Genomic DNA, 16,996 nt, shown 5'->3' with positions numbered 1-16,996 from the left:
AGCGCCAAAGCTGATCCTAAAATCGTCCGCGACCCTATTGAGCAGCAACGGGATTCGGCTAGGTTTCGTGCGGATTGTTTCGGGGATGGGTTGATGGTCAGGCGTAGTGCGTTGGTTGCCGTGTTGCTTTCCACGGCGGGGATTGCCCATGCGGGGGACAAGCCGCTGTATCAGCCGGTGCCGAGCTGGGTGAAGCTCGCGCCCACGCCAGACACCAAGACACTGACCAACGATTCGCCGGCGATGCTGGTCTATGACAGTCAGTCGCGGGTCAGCGACGGCGCCAGCTGGTCCTATTTTGAGCAGGCGGTGCGGCCTACGTCGCTGGATGCGCTCTCGAAGGCGGGGACGATCACGCTTAGCTGGAATCCGGCACATGGCGATCTGATCGTCCATGGCGTCGACATTCTGCGCGACGGCACCCGGATCGATGCGCTGAAAGGCAAGACGTTCACCGTTCTGCGGCGCGAGCAGGGGCTGGAGAACATGATGCTCGACGGCACGCTTACCGCCACGTTGGCGGTTGAGGGGCTGCGGGTTGGCGACGTGCTTGATGTCCGCGCCTCGATAACGGTCAAGGATCCGACGCTTGGGGGCAATGCCGAGGCGCGGGGGCCGCTCGTTTCGCAACCGGTCAAGGTGGGGTTCGCCCGCACGCGGCTGCTTTGGCCGACCGGCGCGGCAGTGCACTGGAAAGCCTATCCGGTCGGCGCCACGCCGGCGGAAAGCGACAATGGCGGCTGGCACGAGGCGGTGTTCAACCAGCCGCTGGCGCGCCAGCCCGACGCTGCCCCCGACGCGCCGGGCCGGTTCTCCCGCCCGCCGCTGGTCGAGGCATCCACCTTCGCCGACTGGGCTGCGCTATCGAAGGTGATGGCGCCGCTCTACCGCACCGACGGGTTGATCGCCCCCGGCAGCTCGCTCGCAGCCGAAGTCGCCAGGATCGCCGCAGCGGAAAAAGACCCCCGCCACCGCGTCGCAGCGGCCCTGGCGCTGGTGCAGGAAAAGGTCCGTTATCTGCTCAACGGCATGAATAACGGCAATTATGTCCCGCAGAAGCCGGCGGATACTTGGTCGCTGCGCTATGGCGATTGCAAGGCGAAGACGCTGCTGCTGCTCGCCATTCTGCACGAACTGGGGATTGAGGCGGAGCCGGCTTTGGCCAATCTGGGGCAGGGCGATCTGGTCGCGGCGCGGCTGCCTTCGGCGGGTGCGTTCAACCATGTGTTCGTGCTGGCCAAGGTCGGTGGTGAACAATTGTGGCTGGAAGGCACCGCGACCGGCACACAATATGAAGATCTGGGCGATGTACCTTCCTATCGCTGGGTGCTGCCGCTACGGGCAGAGGGGGCGCAGCTGCTAGCGTCACCCAACCGTGCACCGGCGCGGCCGCAACTGGTAGTCAACTCGCGCGCCGACGCACGCGGCGGCCTCGACATTCCCGCGCCGTTCGACACGACCGTTGTTGTGCGGGGGGCTGCGGTAGGTGCGTGGAAAGCCTTTGCGGCCAATGCAGACAAGGAAACGCTGCGCAAGGCATTCCGCCAGTTTACCTCGGCGTCGGGGGATCGCGACGCGATTGTCACCGCTGGTGACATCGCGTTTGACGATCAGGCCGGAACTGCGACGATCAGTCTCAGCGGCATCACCACGCCGAAGTGGAAATATCGGGAGCGCCGGTACACCAACGATCTCTTCCAGGCCGAAGGGATGAAGTTGCCAGACCGTTCGCGCACGATCTGGAAAGACGTGCCGATCGCGACTGGCGACGCGATGAAGGTTTTGTCGAAGACGGCCGAATTGTTGCCTGGTGCGGGCAAGGGCTTCGCCATCGATGGAAAGCCGACGCTGGACATTGACAAGCCGGGCGGCCACATCTCCGCTTCGCTCTCGTTGCAGGACGGTGCGTTTACCGTCCAGACTGAAGACATGCAGACCGGTGCCGAGATCGCCCCTGCCGATCTGCCCGCTGTTCGCGCGAAGCTTGCCGAACTGCGCAACCAGAAGCTCAGCATTCGTACCGACGTCGGTTATCCCGGACCCTGGCATGGCGTGGAAGCTGCAAAGCAGGCGCACCTCTATGACGTGACGCTGCAACGTTATGCCAGCTATATCGCCGAACGCCCTGAAGAGGCCGCGCGCTATGCGGCGCGCGCGCGCTTCCTGTCGAAGATTTTCGAGCGCAAGCAGGCCTTGGCGGATTACGACAAGGCGATCGGAATTGAGGCAAGTGCCGAATATCTCGTCGCGCGCGCCTCGATACGTGCCGCGATGGGCGACAAGGCCGGTGCTATTGCCGATCTGCAGGCGGCACGGGATCAGGAACCTGGCAATGTGGCGCTGCTTGCTCGCCTTACCCAATTGATGGCAGATACGGGCAAGAAGGACGACGCGCTGGCGTTGATCGATCCGAAGATCGATGAGGGTGGCGAGAATCTGCAGGCGATGCTTTCGGCGAAGGCGACGGTGCTGTCGCATGCAGGCGACCGGGATGCTGCCTTGGCCACGCTCGACAAGGCGCTCGCCGACAAGCCTGACGATGGCGGTCTGCTCAACAATCGCTGCTGGATCGCCGGAACGATGAACTTCGCGCTGGATGAGGCGCTGAAAAACTGTACGCGCGCGATCGAGTTGGGCGGGCAGAATACGGCAGTGCCGCTCGACAGCCGGGCGATGGTCTATTTCCGAATGAACCGGCTCGGCGACGCGCTGACCGACCTTAATGCAGCCATCGATCAGCGTCCCGGTTCATCGGCAAGCCGCTATATGCGGGGCGTGGTGGAAATGCGGCTGGGCAAGAAGAGCGAGGCTGCGGCGGATCTGCACGATGCGCGACTGCTGAATCCGGAGGTCGACAGCGATTATGCGCGTTGGGGCATCAAGCCCTGACGCGCTTTCCGATTTCTTCATTTCGGCCGGTGTAAGCAGCAGGCACAACCCCTGAATACTTTCGCATGCTTGCGGGAGGACCGGAGAAATGCCTGCGTGCCAACCCATGTTTTCCTGACGATCGATACCGAGCTGATGTGGGGGCATCACGCATCCGGATGCGACCTGGAGACCATTGCGGCGTGCTCGCTGGAACCGGCAGGGGTGGGCGTTTCGTGGCAGCTAGAACAACTGGCGCGACATGGCCTGAAGGCTTGCTTCTTCGTCGATCCCATGCCTGCGCTGGCGCATGGACTGGGAGCTATAACACGGATCGTCGAGACGATCCTGTCTGCGGGACAGGAAGTGCAGCTTCACCTCCACCCGATCTGGGCCGGTGCCTGCCCCGATAGCCGCAGAAAGGGGGCGGATCGCGACCTGCTGACCGATTATGATCTGGAGGAGCAGCGTGCGCTGTTGCGCGGCGCCACCGAGCTGCTGGTCGCCGCCGGGGCGCCGATGCCAATCGCCTTTCGTTCCGGCGCCTACGCGGCGAGCGACGATACGCTCACGGCGCTGGCGGAACAGGGTTTCGTATATGATTCGAGCCACAATGGCTCCGAACATCCCTGGCCCAGCGCTATCGGTCTGCCGGCACGGCAGATCGCGCCGGTTCTATATCGTGGGATCGTCGAAGTGCCGGTCACGTTGATCGACAGCGGCGCGGGACTTCGCCATTTCCAGATTTGCGCGCTGTCGGCGCGCGAGATGAAGGCGGCCCTCGACCACGCGGTCGCCGCGCGCCACGCAGCAGTGACGGTGGTCAGCCACGGCTTTGAGCTTGCCAATCGCGCCGGCACGAAACCCAACGCAGTACACGTCCGCCGTTTCGAGGCTCTATGCGCGATGCTGGCGGCGCGGCGAGATATGTTGCCGACGGTGCATTTCGCTGACCGGCCTGAGCTGCCGCTGGGCCAGCCGGATATGCCGCTGGGCCCCAACCTGCTGCGTACCGGCTTGCGCCAGGCAGAACAGATCTGGTCGAATCTGGTGGAGGAGCGCGCCGCATGAATGCCGCGCGCAGCGTGCCGCTGAAGTTCGCGATCGGCGCGCGGACGCTGTTTACGGTGCGGCGGCGACTGGTGCGGGTGCCGCTGACCTGGGCTGAGGCGCGGGCCGGGGAACTACCGGTGCTGCCGCCGCTCCCGCGCGACGCGCATGGCTATGTCGTCACGTCGCTTCCTGCCGGACGGCTGGCGGCGCTTTGCACGGCGTCCGGTGGCATGCTCGCCTTTGTGCGGCAGCATTATACCCGCCATGCGATCGATCTGCAGCAAGGCTTCGACACTTGGCTGTCGGGCCTTTCGGCCAATACGCGGCAGGGGCTGCGCCGCAAGGCAAGGAAACTCGGCACGCGCGATGTCCGCTGCTTCCGCACGCCCGACGAACTGGAGACGTTCTACCCGATCGCCCGCCGGATTTCCGCGCGAACCTATCAGGAGCGCCTGCTCGACGCCGGGCTTCCTGAAACGCCGGCGTTTCGCGAAGCAATGCGGCGTGGTGCGGCGGCGGATGCGGTCCGCGCCTGGCTGCTCTATGTGGACGGGGTGCCGGCCGCCTATCTCTATTGCCCGGCCGAAGGCGACACGCTGCTCTATGCGCATGTCGGCCATGATCCGGCGTTCGAGGCGCTTTCGCCCGGTGCGCTGTTGCAGTTCGAGGCGCTGCGCGACCTGTTCGCCGAAGCCCGCTTCGCCTGGTTCGATTTCACCGAAGGCGAAGGGCAGCACAAGCGCCAGATGGCGAGCATGGGCGTGGCATGCGTGGACCTGCTGTTGCTGCGGTCGACTTGGACGAACCGGCTCGCCATTGCGGGGCTGGCGGCGTTCGACATGGGCATCGCGCTCGCCAAGGCCACCGTCCACCGGCTCCATGTCGAACGGCTGGTAAAACGCCTGCGCCGCGGCTGAGCCTCAACCGGGCACGCGATCGACCCGTGCCGCGGTATAGCCATAATAGCTGGAAACGCGGTCGGCATAGCCCTGGGTGAATTCGGGCGGGTTGCTGGCCCAGCTCGGGCCGCCCTCCAGCACGCGGCGGTCGATCGTTACGACATAATCATCTGCCGCCGGATCATAGGCCAGCGCCTCGAAGGGCAGCGGATAATAGCTCTTGCCCATGCCGAGGAAGCCACCCAGGCTGAGGATGGCATAGAGAGTCCGGCCGCTGCCCTTCTCGACCATCAGTGCCTGCACCTGGCCCAGATTGTCCCCGTCGCGGCTGCGCACCTTCAGCCCTTCGACGCGGGCAGTGACGAGCAGGCTGGTATCTTCGGACGTTTCGGACATGATTGCATTCCTCCGCATGTGCGAGTGGGAATGCGCGATGCGCGAAGTCGTTCCGGGAGCGCGATGAGGCGCCGCCGCATCCGCCATTTCCCTTCGCCGCCGGGCAGCCTACATCGCGCCTTATGCACCTTCGCGCCGAAGCCATTTTGTTGAGCGTGCGTGGCCATGGCGAACATGGTGCGATCGTGCGGGCGCTGACGGCGCGGGAGGGGGTGCAGCCCGGCTATGTCCGTGGCGGTCGGTCGCGGGCGCTGCGGCCGGTGCTGCAGCCTTCCAACGTGGTGCTCGGCGATTGGCGGGCCCGTACCGAAGAGCAGCTTGCGGCGCTTACCGTAGAGCTGCTCCACAGCCGGGCGCCGCTGTTCGGTGAGCCGCTGCCTGCGGCGGCCCTTGCCTGGAGCACGGCACTGACGGCGGCGACCTTGCCGGAGGGGCTGCCCTATCCGCAGCTTCATGCAGCGCTGGAGGGGCTGCTGGCCGCTATCGAGGCCGCCCCCGCCGCTCGGGGATGGGCGGTAGCGATGGTACGATACGAGTTGCTGCTCCTGGCCGAACTTGGTTTCGGACTCGATCTGGAGCAATGTGCAGTCACCGGCGCACGCGACGATCTCGCCTATGTCAGCCCCAAAAGCGGCATGGCGATCAGTCGGGCGGGGGCAGGGGACTATGCCGCGCGGTTGCTGCCGCTGCCGCCCTTTCTAACCCTGGGCGGGGCGGCGGAATGGCCTGATATCGTTGCCGGTCTCCGGCTTACGGGGCATTTCCTGGCGCGCGACCTGCTGATCGGCAAGGGGGCGGACCTAATCGCCGCGCGCGAACGGCTGGTGGACCGATTGTTGCGGGCAGTTGCATAATTGGCCCGCACGCGGCTAAGCGGCGCGCATATTACCTCTCGCACAAGGCCGAGAGGCGGAAGGAATTCGAATGCCGCTGATTGCAGTTCTGCCCGGTGACGGGATCGGCCCCGAGGTCACTCGCGAAGCGCGCCGGGTGCTCGAAGCACTCGACCTCGACCTGACGTTCGAGGAAGCGCTGGTCGGCGGCGCTGCCTACCTCGCTACCGGCCGCCCGCTGCCGCCGGAGACGCTGGCGCTGGCCAAGCGCGCCAATGCGGTGCTGTTCGGCGCGATCGGCGATCCGCGGTTCGAGGCGCTTGAACGACATCTGCGCCCGGAAGCGGCGCTGCTGGGCATCCGCCGCGAACTGGGGCTATTCGCGAATATCCGCCCCGCAACGTTGTTCCCCGGCTTGGAAGATGCCTCGCCGCTCAAGCCGGAAGTAGTGAACGGCCTCGACATCGTCATCGTCCGAGAACTGACGGGCGATGTCTATTTCGGCGAGAAGGGCCGGCGCACCAACCTGGAAGGGCTGCGCCAGGGCTTCGACATCATGAGCTATGACGAAAGCGAAGTGGAGCGCATCGCCCGCGTCGGCTTCGAAATGGCCCGCCGCCGCCGCAAGAAGCTCTGCTCGGTCGACAAGGCCAATGTGCTCGAAACCTCGCAACTGTGGCGCGACGTGGTGAACGACATCGCATCCGATTATGCCGATGTCGAGCTGACCCACATGTATGTCGACAATGCCGCGATGCAATTGGTGCGCGCGCCGGGCAAGTTCGACGTGATCGTGACCGGTAACCTGTTCGGTGACATCCTTTCGGATCAGGCGAGCATGTGCGCCGGCTCGATCGGCATGCTGCCCTCGGCGTCGCTCGTCGACTGGCAGGGCGCAAACGGCATGTACGAGCCGATCCATGGCAGCGCGCCGGACATTGCCGGACAGGGTAAGGCAAACCCTTGCGCTGCGATCCTTTCTGCGGCCATGTTGCTGCGGCATTCGCTGGCCGACGAAGCATCCGCGCAGCGCATAGAAAAAGCGGTTGCCGCAGCGCTCGCCAAGGGCGCGCGGACGGCCGATCTGGGAGGTAATTTGTCAACCGCCGCGATGGGGGATGCGGTGTTGCTGGAGCTTCAGTGAGCACAAATCTGCTCGAACTCGCCGTCGTCATTCCCACGTTCAACGAACGCGCCAATGTGCCGTTGCTGGTCGAGAAACTCGACGCGGCATTGGCAGGGCGGAACTGGGAGGCGATCTTCGTCGATGATAACAGCCCCGACGGAACGTCGGAGGTTGCGCGTGAGATCGCCCGTCGCGACCCGCGCGTGCGCGTGATCCAGCGGATCGGGCGCCGCGGGCTTTCGTCGGCCTGTATCGAAGGCATGTGCGCAACGGCGGCCCCTTGCGTGGCCGTGATCGACGGCGATCTGCAGCATGACGAAAGGCTGCTGCCCAAGATGCTCGATGCGCTGCAGGCCGATGCCGAACTCGACATCGTCGTCGGTTCGCGCTTCTGCAGCGGCGGCGGCACGGGTGACTGGGATCGCGAGCGGGTGGCCAAATCGGCCTTCGCGACGCGCCTGTCGCGCCGGGTGCTGAAGGCCGACCTGACCGACCCGATGAGCGGCTTCTTCATGGTCCGCACACCGATTGTGCGCGAACTGGTGCCGGGGCTGTCGGGGATCGGCTTCAAGATTCTGCTCGACATCATGACCGCGAGCCATCAGCCGCTGCGCTTTCTGGAACTGCCCTATACCTTCCGGGTTCGCACCGAAGGCGAAAGCAAGCTCGACCATGTCGTGGCGATGGAATATCTGATTGCGCTCTACGACCGGATGTTCGGCAAGGTCGTGCCGGTGCGGTTTGCGATCTTCTCGGCAATCGGCGCGGTCGGCGCTGCCGTACACCTGTCGGTGCTGTTCCTGCTCTTCCGCATGCTTGGCCAGCCGTTCGTGACGGGCACCATCGTCGCGACGATCGTGGCGATGACGTTCAATTTCTTCCTCAACAACGCGCTGACCTATCGCGAGCGGCGGCTGCGCGGATTCGCGGCATTGCTGGGCGGTTGGGTGAGCTTCTGCCTGGTCTGCGCGGTGGGGGCGGCGGCCAATGTCGGGCTCGCGGCGTTCCTGCACAATGTCCAGCATGGCGACTGGCGCCTGTCGGCACTGGCGGGCATAGCGGTGGCCGCAGTGTGGAATTTCGCGTTGTCGTCGCGCTTCGTCTGGGGCCGGTACTGACGGTTATTCGCCCCTCCCTGTGAAGGGAGGGGCGCTCACTCTCAGGCGCGCGCGCCGTCGGCCAGTTCGGTTTCGTTATAGCGCAGCGCCTTCAGCACCGTCTCGACGATATGCGCGGCGTTGAGGCCGGCTTCGTCATATTGCTTTTCGGGCTTGTCCTGATCCTGGAAGATGTCGGGCAGGCGCATGGTGCGCAGCTTCAGGCCCGCGTCGATCAGGCCGGTGTCGCTCGCCAGCGTCAGCACATGCGCGCCGAGGCCGCCGATCGACGCTTCCTCGATCGTCACCGCGACTTCGTGCGTGGTCAGCAGGCGGCGGATCAGCGCTTCGTCGAGCGGCTTGGCGAAGCGCAGGTCGGCGACGGTGGTCGACAGGCCCTTGGCGTCGAGCGCGTCGGCGGCCTTGAGCGCCTCGGCCAGGCGGGTGCCGAGCGAGAGGATCGCGACCTTCTTGCCCTCGCGCACCACGCGGCCCTTGCCGATTTCCAGCCGCTGGGGAACCTTGGGCAGCTCCAGCCCGATGCCGTTGCCGCGCGGATAGCGCAGCGCGATCGGGCCGCTGTCGTGCAGCGCGGCGGTGTGGGTCATGTGGACCAGCTCGACCTCGTCGGCGGCGGCCATCACCACGAAATTGGGCAGGCTGGCGAGATAGGTCACGTCGAAGCTGCCGGCATGGGTGGCGCCGTCGGCCCCGACCAGCCCGGCGCGGTCGATCGCGAAGCGGACCGGCAGGTTCTGGATCGCGACGTCGTGGACCACCTGGTCATAGGCGCGCTGCAGGAAGGTGGAATAGATCGCGCAGAATGGCCGCATCCCTTGTGCCGCGAGGCCGGCGGCGAAGGTGACGGCGTGCTGCTCGGCAATGCCTACGTCGAAGGTGCGATCGGGAAACATTGCCTGGAACTTGTCCAGGCCCGTGCCCGACGGCATCGCCGCGGTGATCGCGCAGATGCTGGCGTCGCGCTCGCCCTCGGCGATCAGCGCGTCGGCGAACACCTTGGTATAGGCGGGCGGCCCCGGTGGGGCCTTGGCCTGGGCACCGGTGATGACGTCGAACTTTTGCACGCCGTGATATTTGTCGGCGGCGTTTTCGGCCGGGGCATAGCCCTTGCCCTTCTTGGTCACGACATGGACGAGGATCGGGCCTTCTTCGGCATCGCGGACATTTTCGAGCACCGGGATAAGGTGGTCGAGATTATGGCCGTCGATCGGGCCGACATAATAGAAGCCCAGTTCCTCGAAGAGCGTGCCGCCGGTCGCCATGCCGCGGGCGAATTCCTCCGCCTTGCCGGCGGCGGCGGTGAGGCGGCGCGAGAGCTTCCGGGTGACGCGCTTCGCCAGCTCGCGCAGGCCGAGATATTCGGAAGACGAGATCAGCCGCGCCAGATAGGCCGACAGCCCACCCACCGGCGGGGCGATCGACATGTCGTTGTCGTTGAGGATCACGACCAGGCGATTGCCCGCCGCCTCGGCATTGTTCATCGCCTCATAGGCCATGCCCGCGCTCATCGCGCCGTCGCCGATCACCGCGATCGCCTTGCCGGGCGCCTCGTTCAGCTTGTTCGCGATGGCGAAGCCCAGGGCGGCCGATATCGAAGTGGATGAGTGCGCCGCGCCGAACGGATCATATTCGCTCTCGCTGCGCTTGGTGAAGCCCGACAATCCGCCACCCTGGCGCAGTGTGCGGATGCGCGCGCGCCGGCCGGTAAGGATCTTGTGCGGATAGCATTGATGCCCGACGTCCCAGATCAGCCGGTCGTCGGGGGTGTTGAAGACATAGTGGAGCGCAACCGTAAGCTCGACCACGCCCAGCCCGGAGCCGAGATGGCCGCCGGTGGTGCCCACCGCGCTGATGGTTTCGGCGCGCAGTTCGTCCGCCAGCTGGCGCAGCTGAGTCGGCTTGAGCTTGCGGAGATCGTGGGGCGTGTCGACAGTGTCGAGCAACGGCGTCTGCGGTAGATCGGCCATGGGCCTTGTTAGCGTAGTGTTGGACGCAAGTCGAACGGTCAAATGGTACAGGTATCGTGCAGGGGCCGTGCAATCACTCGCAATTGTGGCACTTTCCCCGCACCTCGATCACCGGACGCTCCGGTGAAAAGCCCGCGTTCCGCGCGGCGGTGCGCACATTGCGGGTGATCGTATCGTCGTCGATATGCGTGGTCTGGCCGCACTGGTCGCACACCAGGAAGATGCAGTCGTGCAGGCAATCGGGATGCGCGTTGGCGACATAGGCGTTCGCGCTTTCGACCCGCCGCGCAAGATTGGCGCCGACGAACAGGTCGAGGATGCGATAGACGCTGTTCGCGGCGACCCGGCGCCCCTCCAGCTTCGACACGGCCTCGGCAATGTCATAGGCGGAGGCAGGCTTGTCGAACGCGGCCAGCGCCTCGAACACGCGCTCGCGCATCGCCGTCCATTGCTCGCCGGCCTTTTCCAGCGTCGCCTGAGCAGCGCGGGTCAGGTCGTCGCCCTGACGTTCGTGATGATCGTGATGCATATGGGCGCCCATGGGTGCGATTTAGGCAGTGTGGCCGGTTCCGGCAAGCTTGTGCATCTTCCGTAGGAACGGCCCGGGGGCCCGTACCGCGGTATCAATAGGTCGCGCGGCGGTTGAGATCATGCCCCAGCGCGACGAGCGACACACCCACCAGCGTCCAGAAAATCTCAAAACCACCATGCGGAAGGCTGAGGGCGCCGGCCATGATGCCGAGCCCGAACGCACCCACCACCGCCGGTGCCATATAGCCGTGCGAAACGATTCCGCGGCCCAGCGCGATGATGCCCATGCCGATCGCCAGCATAAGCCCCACTTCATGAATGTGCGGATTGAGCAGGCCGCCCGCCGTGGAGAGTACCGTCAGCAATACTGCGGTGCCGATGCAATGAACCAGGCACAAGCCGCTGATCGCGATCGCGATTCGATCGAAGTGCGAATCGAGACCCGCGACAAGCCGGGACCAGGGGATACTCAACGACATGGTCGGCATATATACCTGCCGGATAAACGGTACAACATATCATCTGAAAATTCGGGAGGCGCAGTGAGGCCTCCCGAATGGGCAGGTCAGTGCGGCGTCCAGGCAGAGGCTGCTTTCAGGAACGCGACCGTTTCGGCCATTTCCGTGGTGTTCGCGTCGGGCGGGAAATAGCTGAGTTTCACCACAACGGTCCGGCTCTTCGGGTCGACGAAGATGAACTGTCCCTGCAGCCCGATCGCCGAAAAGGTGCCGTCGCCCAGTGTCCACCATTGGTAGCCATAGCCGAGTTCGCCGGGCTTTTCGGGCACGGTCGGGCGCGTGGCGGTGGCGATCCAGTCAGCCGGCACGATCTGGCGGCCATTGGCCTTGCCGCCATCGAGCACCATCTGGCCCAGCCGGGCAAAGTCGCGCAGTGTGGCGTTGAAGCCCGCACCGCTGAACTCGCGCCCGACGCCGGGCTGCCCGTCCATCAGGAAGAAACCGTCCGCTTCGGCACCCAGCGGTTCCCAAAGTCGCTGCGTCATATAGGCAGCAAGGTTGCTGCCGCCGCTCACGCGCTCGAGCAGCCAGCCGAGCACGGCCGTGTCGATCGTCTTGTACTGGAAGGTGCTGCCCGGCGCATGGGCGCGCTGTACCTTGCGTGCGGCATCGGCGAACCGGACGACATTCTTGACCAGCGCGCCGATGTGGTTGCGCGCGGCCACTCCCGGGTGCTGGAAGTCGTAGCGCTCCTCATAATCGACGCCGGACCGCATCTGCAGGATCTGGCGGATCGTGACGCCGGCATAGGCGCCGTCCTTCAGCTCGGGCAGATAGGCCGTGATCGGATCGTCGAGCGACTTGATTCGTCCTTCCTGCACCGCACAGCCGACCAGCAGCGACACGATCGACTTGGTCATCGACCAGCCGATGAAGCGCATGTCGGGCCGCGTGTTGTTGCGATAGAGCTCGGTAACGATGCGGCCGTCCTTCATGATCAGCAGCGCGTTGGTGTAGGTGCGCTCGGCAAAATCGGCGGCCGCGTGGCTTTGCCCGCCAAAGTCATAGCTGAAATCGAGCGCATGGTCGGCGTGCGGCAATTGCCAGGGCGTGCCGGAATGGGCGACCGTCCGAGTCGTGAACAGGCTGTCCATGCTGTGGAAGGTCAGCGCGTTGATGTCGCCATCCAGCATGTGCCAGCGGGCGATCTGCACGGCGACCGGAACATCCGAATGGGGGCCTTCGGTCAGCACCGCCGGCAGGCTCTGCTGTGCCTTCGCTACGATCGGGGCGGCCACCAGCGCGCAGCCCAGCAACCCGGCGCGGAGTGCCCGCGCAGCTTTGTATCGCATTCATCCTCTCCCGACTCCGTGACCCCTGGTGAGTCATCGTGCGAGACAGTGTTATGACATATAGCGATCCAGGCCAATCCCGCGCAGCGTCATGGACCGCGAAAAAATCGAGGTGCAGATATGCGCAGCGGGCGAGGAGGGAAGAAAAAAGGGCGTAGGCCGGATGACGCTCTAGGGTACGTCACCCGGCCACGCCCAATGGTATCAATGTAGCCGATTTATACGCTGCTACCAACGGGCATGCGTCAATTTTGCTCCCTGCTGCGGCGAACGGGCGGGGCGCCCGCCGAGATAATGCGACTGGGCGGCATCGGTGGCATTTACCGCCAAAAGCGTGCGTGCTTCCGCTGCCGAACGCACCCGGCCGCTGCCCTGTGTGCCGGTATCGAGCACCCGGTCGAGCAGCACCTGGCCTTCTTCCCACCAGCCGATCCCGCTGGCGGCGTTGAGATGCCCTTGCGGCCCGGCATCGACGAACAGACTGCCCCAGCCCTTGGCCAGCGCCTGTGCCCGATCGATGCCGATCCAGGGATCATCCGAACTGGCCACCACGATCGAGGGGAAGGGCAGCAATTTGGTGGGCGTCGGCCGGAAGGTACGCAGTTCTTCCGGCGCCGAGTCGCGATCGACATCGGCGGGCGCCACCAACAGCGCACCGGCGACCGGAAAGCCAAAGGGCTGGCCGGCCAGTTCGGCCCACCATGCTACCGCCAGACAGCCCAGGCTGTGTGCCGCCAGCACCACCGGTGCCTGTGCCTGGCGGATCGCCTGGTCGAGTCGCGTTACCCAGGCATTGCGATGCGGCGTGTCCCACATGCCAAGTTCGACGCGGTGGGTGTCGGGGCGCGATTGTTCCCACAGCGTCTGCCAGTGGGAGGGGCCTGATCCACCCAGGCCCGGAACGGTAAGAATGATCGGCGAGCGATCATCGATCGGCGAAAAGATGGTCATAAATCCACTCCTCTGGAGGGATGGCCGGACCCCCTACGTAATCCCTACTGAATTAGTGGGCAATGCGCTTGCGGCGGAGCGATGGGCGGTTGCGCCGGGCCGTTGGCCGCGCCTAAAGGGGCGCCATGGCCAAGCAGCGCGCCGACCAGATGCTCGTCGATCGGGGGCTCGCCGAAAGCCGTACCCGTGCCCAGGCGCTGATCATGGCGGGGCTCGCCTTTGCCGGCGAACGCAAGATCGACAAGCCGGGCCAGATGCTGGCGGAGGACGCCGCGATCGAAGTGCGCGGGCGCGACCACCCCTGGGTGTCGCGCGGCGGAATCAAGCTGGCGCATGCGCTGGACCATTTCGGCTGGGATGTGACGGGTGCGGTGGCGATCGATGTCGGCTCCTCGACCGGCGGCTTTACCGATGTGCTGCTGACCAAGGGTGCGGCGCGAGTCTATGCGGTCGACAGCGGCACCAACCAGCTCGCCTGGAAATTGCGGCAGGACCCCCGCGTCGTCGTCCACGAACAGACCAGCGCCCGTATCCTGACCGAAGCGCATATTCCCGAGTCGATCGATTGGGTGGTGTGCGATGCCAGCTTCATCGGCCTGGCCAAGGTATTGGAGGTGCCGCTGGGCTTTACGCGGCCCGGCGCGCGGCTGGTCGCACTGATCAAGCCCCAGTTCGAGGCAGGGCGCGACGAAGTGGGCAAGGGCGGCGTGGTGCGCGATCCGGCCGTGCACCAGCGGGTTTGCGATGCCGTTGCGGATTGGCTGACGGGGCAGGGCTGGCGGGTGGAGGGCATCGTCGCCAGTCCGATCACCGGCCCCGAAGGCAATGTGGAGTTTCTGGTAGCGGCGCAGCGCCCCATCTGAAACTTCGTGAAGGCAAGAGGTTGCCCTTGCCACCTCCGCCTGCGGCCGGTTACTCTTTCCTTATCCATGTGGGTCGCCGGCAATTTGCCGCGCCGCAGTCGATGCAAGGGCGGGGCGCCGAAAGGGCGAGCCGGAGGCGTCGGTTGCGGTGATCAAAAGGAGCATCGGGGGGTGAGCGAGATTGCGTCCAAGGGCCAGTTGCGGCTGGCCTTTATGCGTTGGGCGGTGGTGACGGTGCCGTTCGTGCTGCTGCTGGGGCTTGCCTCTGCGCGATTTGTGCCGTCCGGGCCGGACAATCCCTGGTTCGTCCAGCTGCAGAAGCCGGCGATCATGCCGCCGAACATTGCCTTTCCGATCGTGTGGACGATTCTGTACATCCTGATGGGCCTGGCGCTGGCGATGGTGCTGCATGCCCGCGGCGCGCGGGGCCGGGGGGCTGCGATCCTGCTGTTCTTCGTGCAGCTCGCGGTCAATCTCACTTGGACGCCGCTGTTCTTCGGCTTTCATCAGGTCGTGGCTGCGCTGGGCGTTATTGCCGTGCTTTTCGTGCTGGTGCTGGCGACCCTGCTGGTCTTCTGGCGGATTCGCACCGGCGCGGGGCTGTTGCTGCTGCCCTATCTCTTGTGGGTGGGCTTTGCCACGGCGCTGCTTTATCAGGTGCATGTCCTGAATCCCGACGCGGAAGGGATTGCGCCGGGCCGCGCGAATGACCAGATCGAGATTCGCTGAAAACGAGTGAGTGAAATTTCCATGCAGACCGATAACCGCCTGTTCGACGATCTGGTGAAGATGGTGAACGGCGCCGCCGGCACCCTGGCCGGTGTGGCCCGCGAAACCGAATCCGCCGCCCGCGAACGTGCGCGCGAATGGATCGGCGGGCTGGATTTCGTCAGCCGTGACGAGTTTGAGGCCGTGAAGGCGATGGCTGCGGCCGCGCGCGACGAGGCCGATGCGCTGAAGGCGCGGCTGGATGCGCTGGAAGCCAAGCTGGGCGGCGCCACCAAGGGCGATGCGTGACGGCAGGAACGCGCTGCTTGTCCACAGTTTTTCGAGCGGACTTCGAACGTCGCGCTTGTGAGCGCGTTTCGCGATTGGCAGGAGCATGTCTTGCCAGTCCATCGGTGCGGAGGTCTTGATGCTCGACGAGGCGGGTTTCGATCGCGACGCGGCGGCACCGATCGACATGCTCGAAAGCTATTTCGCTGCGCATGGCTGGACCTTCGAACGCGACGAGGATGAAATCGTCGCCAAGCTGAAGGGCAGCTGGACGCATTATGAGCTGCGCGCCATCTGGCGCGAAGACGATGGCGTGCTGCAGTTTCTGGCGTTCCCGGACATTCGCGTGCCCGACGAGCGGCGCGCATCGCTGTACGAGACGGTCGGGCTGGTCAATGAGCAGCTGTGGATCGGCCATTTCGAGCTCTGGTCGTCGAGCGGCATCCTGCTGTTCCGCCACGCCGCGCTGATCGACGGCGACGAAGGCGCTTCGCTGACGCTGACCCAGGCGGAATTGCTGGTGGAAAGCGCGATCGACGAGTGCGAGCGCTTCTACCCGGTCTTCCAGTTCGTGCTGTGGGGCGGCAAGAGCCCGTCGGAAGCACTGGCGGCGGCGCTGATCGAAACCCAGGGCGAGGCCTGAGTTTCCGGCGTGGAAGCCCCCCTGGCGAACATCTGGCTGGTCGGCTGCGGTAACATGGGCGGGGCGATGCTCCGCCGCTGGATCGGCGCCGGCATCGACCCCAACCGCATTACCGTGATCGACCCGGGCACGCCTGCCGTGCCGGCGGGTGTAAGGCTGGTGGCGAGCCCGGAGGGGCTGGCGGCGCCCAGCACGCTGGTGCTGGCCGTGAAGCCGCAGCAACTTCATGCGCTCGCCGACGTGATCGGCCGTCAGGTTGCGGGCGTGCCCTTGCTCGTTTCCGTGCTCGCCGGCGTCGAAGTCGCCGTGCTTGAGGCGCGGTTCGGCGCGCAGACAGTGGTGCGGGCGATGCCCAATCTGCCGGTGGCGATCGGCAAGGGCGTGGTCGCGCTCCATACGCCCAGCCAGGACGCCCGGTTGCGCCGCGCGGCACAGGGGCTGATGGAGCCGCTGGGGCTGGTCGAGTGGATCGAGAGCGAGGCGCAGCTCGACAGCGTGACGGCGCTGGCCGGATGCGGGCCGGGCTTTGTCTATCGCTTCATCGACGCGATGGCCGCCGCCGGCGTCGCGCTCGGCCTGCCACCGGGACAGGCGCAGCGGCTGGCAGTCGCCACGGTCGAAGGATCGGCGCTGCTGGCGGCGCAGGCCGATGTCTCGCCCGCGGCGCTTGCCGATCGGGTCGCCAGCCCGGGTGGTTCGACGCGCGAGGGCCTGAATGTGCTCGATCGCGACGGTGCGCTGATGCGCCTGATGGCAGAGACGCTGGCTGCATCTGCCCGCCGCAATGCCGAAATGGCCGCCGAAGCGCGCAAATAGCCATCTGTGGAGCGTGACGGCACTAAGCCATCACCTCGTGATACAGGGCTAGGCCGTAGACTCATAAGCCCTGAGCCACAGCCGCATTGAGGCAAGCTGGACCATTGCAAGGAAGTTGGCCGCGAG

The 16,996-nt window shown here is 65.4% G+C and carries 17 protein-coding genes; 11 read left to right on the top strand and 6 right to left on the bottom strand.

What is annotated here, in order from left to right; translation table 11 throughout:
- The first annotated feature begins 93 nt into the window (after positions 1-93).
- From ACT53M_RS17175 to ACT53M_RS17165, 3 genes are all read left to right on the top strand, one after another.
- Positions 94-2,889: a DUF3857 domain-containing protein gene (locus ACT53M_RS17175; protein WP_476234956.1), complete on the top strand. Its 2,796-nt coding sequence runs from the start codon at positions 94-96 to the stop codon at positions 2,887-2,889.
- A 96-nt stretch (positions 2,890-2,985) separates the two neighbouring features.
- Positions 2,986-3,939 carry a polysaccharide deacetylase family protein gene (locus tag ACT53M_RS17170; protein ID WP_476234955.1) on the top strand — a complete coding sequence of 318 codons (954 nt, stop codon included), beginning with the start codon at positions 2,986-2,988 and terminating at the stop codon, positions 3,937-3,939.
- Positions 3,936-4,838, top strand: a complete 903-nt coding sequence (locus tag ACT53M_RS17165; protein ID WP_476234953.1) for a GNAT family N-acetyltransferase — start codon at positions 3,936-3,938, stop codon at positions 4,836-4,838. The genes ACT53M_RS17170 and ACT53M_RS17165 overlap by 4 nt, the downstream gene beginning before the upstream one ends.
- A gap of 3 nt (positions 4,839-4,841) precedes the next feature.
- Here ACT53M_RS17165 and ACT53M_RS17160 read toward each other — a convergent pair whose 3' ends face one another.
- Positions 4,842-5,216, bottom strand: coding sequence for a PRC-barrel domain-containing protein (locus ACT53M_RS17160; protein WP_476234951.1), 375 nt, complete (start codon positions 5,214-5,216; stop codon positions 4,842-4,844).
- A 122-nt stretch (positions 5,217-5,338) separates the two neighbouring features.
- Here ACT53M_RS17160 and recO point away from each other — a divergent pair, with 122 nt between their 5' ends.
- From recO to ACT53M_RS17145, 3 genes are all read left to right on the top strand, one after another.
- On the top strand, positions 5,339-6,070 hold the full coding sequence (gene recO, locus ACT53M_RS17155) for a DNA repair protein RecO (protein WP_476234950.1): 732 nt from the start codon (positions 5,339-5,341) through the stop codon (positions 6,068-6,070).
- Positions 6,071-6,140: 70 nt separating this feature from the next.
- Positions 6,141-7,193, top strand: coding sequence for a 3-isopropylmalate dehydrogenase (gene leuB, locus ACT53M_RS17150; protein ID WP_476234949.1), 1,053 nt, complete (start codon positions 6,141-6,143; stop codon positions 7,191-7,193).
- Complete coding sequence (locus tag ACT53M_RS17145; RefSeq protein WP_476227056.1) at positions 7,190-8,293, top strand: glycosyltransferase; 1,104 nt, start codon at positions 7,190-7,192, stop codon at positions 8,291-8,293. Before leuB ends, ACT53M_RS17145 begins: the two co-directional genes overlap by 4 nt.
- A gap of 41 nt (positions 8,294-8,334) precedes the next feature.
- Here ACT53M_RS17145 and dxs read toward each other — a convergent pair whose 3' ends face one another.
- The 5 genes from dxs to ACT53M_RS17120 all read right to left on the bottom strand — a co-directional run bounded on the left by dxs (position 8,335) and on the right by ACT53M_RS17120 (position 13,552).
- Positions 8,335-10,260 carry a 1-deoxy-D-xylulose-5-phosphate synthase gene (gene dxs / locus ACT53M_RS17140; protein ID WP_476234947.1) on the bottom strand — a complete coding sequence of 642 codons (1,926 nt, stop codon included), beginning with the start codon at positions 10,258-10,260 and terminating at the stop codon, positions 8,335-8,337.
- A 73-nt stretch (positions 10,261-10,333) separates the two neighbouring features.
- Entirely contained in the window at positions 10,334-10,801 is a 468-nt protein-coding gene (locus ACT53M_RS17135; protein ID WP_476234945.1) for a Fur family transcriptional regulator, read from the bottom strand.
- Positions 10,802-10,883: 82 nt separating this feature from the next.
- Complete coding sequence (locus ACT53M_RS17130; protein ID WP_476234944.1) at positions 10,884-11,270, bottom strand: MerC domain-containing protein; 387 nt, start codon at positions 11,268-11,270, stop codon at positions 10,884-10,886.
- Positions 11,271-11,356: 86 nt separating this feature from the next.
- On the bottom strand, positions 11,357-12,601 hold the full coding sequence (locus tag ACT53M_RS17125; protein WP_476234943.1) for a serine hydrolase domain-containing protein: 1,245 nt from the start codon (positions 12,599-12,601) through the stop codon (positions 11,357-11,359).
- Between the two features lie 228 nt (positions 12,602-12,829).
- Positions 12,830-13,552, bottom strand: coding sequence for an RBBP9/YdeN family alpha/beta hydrolase (locus ACT53M_RS17120; protein ID WP_476234942.1), 723 nt, complete (start codon positions 13,550-13,552; stop codon positions 12,830-12,832).
- A gap of 125 nt (positions 13,553-13,677) precedes the next feature.
- Here ACT53M_RS17120 and ACT53M_RS17115 point away from each other — a divergent pair, with 125 nt between their 5' ends.
- The 5 genes from ACT53M_RS17115 to proC all read left to right on the top strand — a co-directional run bounded on the left by ACT53M_RS17115 (position 13,678) and on the right by proC (position 16,870).
- Positions 13,678-14,415 carry a TlyA family RNA methyltransferase gene (locus ACT53M_RS17115; protein WP_476234941.1) on the top strand — a complete coding sequence of 246 codons (738 nt, stop codon included), beginning with the start codon at positions 13,678-13,680 and terminating at the stop codon, positions 14,413-14,415.
- 171 nt (positions 14,416-14,586) lie between these two features.
- The gene (locus tag ACT53M_RS17110; protein WP_476234940.1) at positions 14,587-15,144 is read left to right on the top strand and encodes a TspO/MBR family protein; all 558 of its coding nucleotides are present in this window, start codon (positions 14,587-14,589) and stop codon (positions 15,142-15,144) included.
- 21 nt (positions 15,145-15,165) lie between these two features.
- Positions 15,166-15,432 carry an accessory factor UbiK family protein gene (locus ACT53M_RS17105; protein WP_476227065.1) on the top strand — a complete coding sequence of 89 codons (267 nt, stop codon included), beginning with the start codon at positions 15,166-15,168 and terminating at the stop codon, positions 15,430-15,432.
- 118 nt (positions 15,433-15,550) lie between these two features.
- Positions 15,551-16,054, top strand: a complete 504-nt coding sequence (locus tag ACT53M_RS17100) for a type III secretion system chaperone family protein (RefSeq protein ID WP_476227280.1) — start codon at positions 15,551-15,553, stop codon at positions 16,052-16,054.
- A gap of 9 nt (positions 16,055-16,063) precedes the next feature.
- Positions 16,064-16,870 carry a pyrroline-5-carboxylate reductase gene (gene proC / locus ACT53M_RS17095; protein WP_476234938.1) on the top strand — a complete coding sequence of 269 codons (807 nt, stop codon included), beginning with the start codon at positions 16,064-16,066 and terminating at the stop codon, positions 16,868-16,870.
- The last annotated feature ends 126 nt before the right edge of the window (positions 16,871-16,996 follow it).

The organism is Sphingomonas sp. DMC6, assembly GCF_056314225.1.
This window is presented reverse-complemented; position numbering and strand designations above follow the sequence as displayed.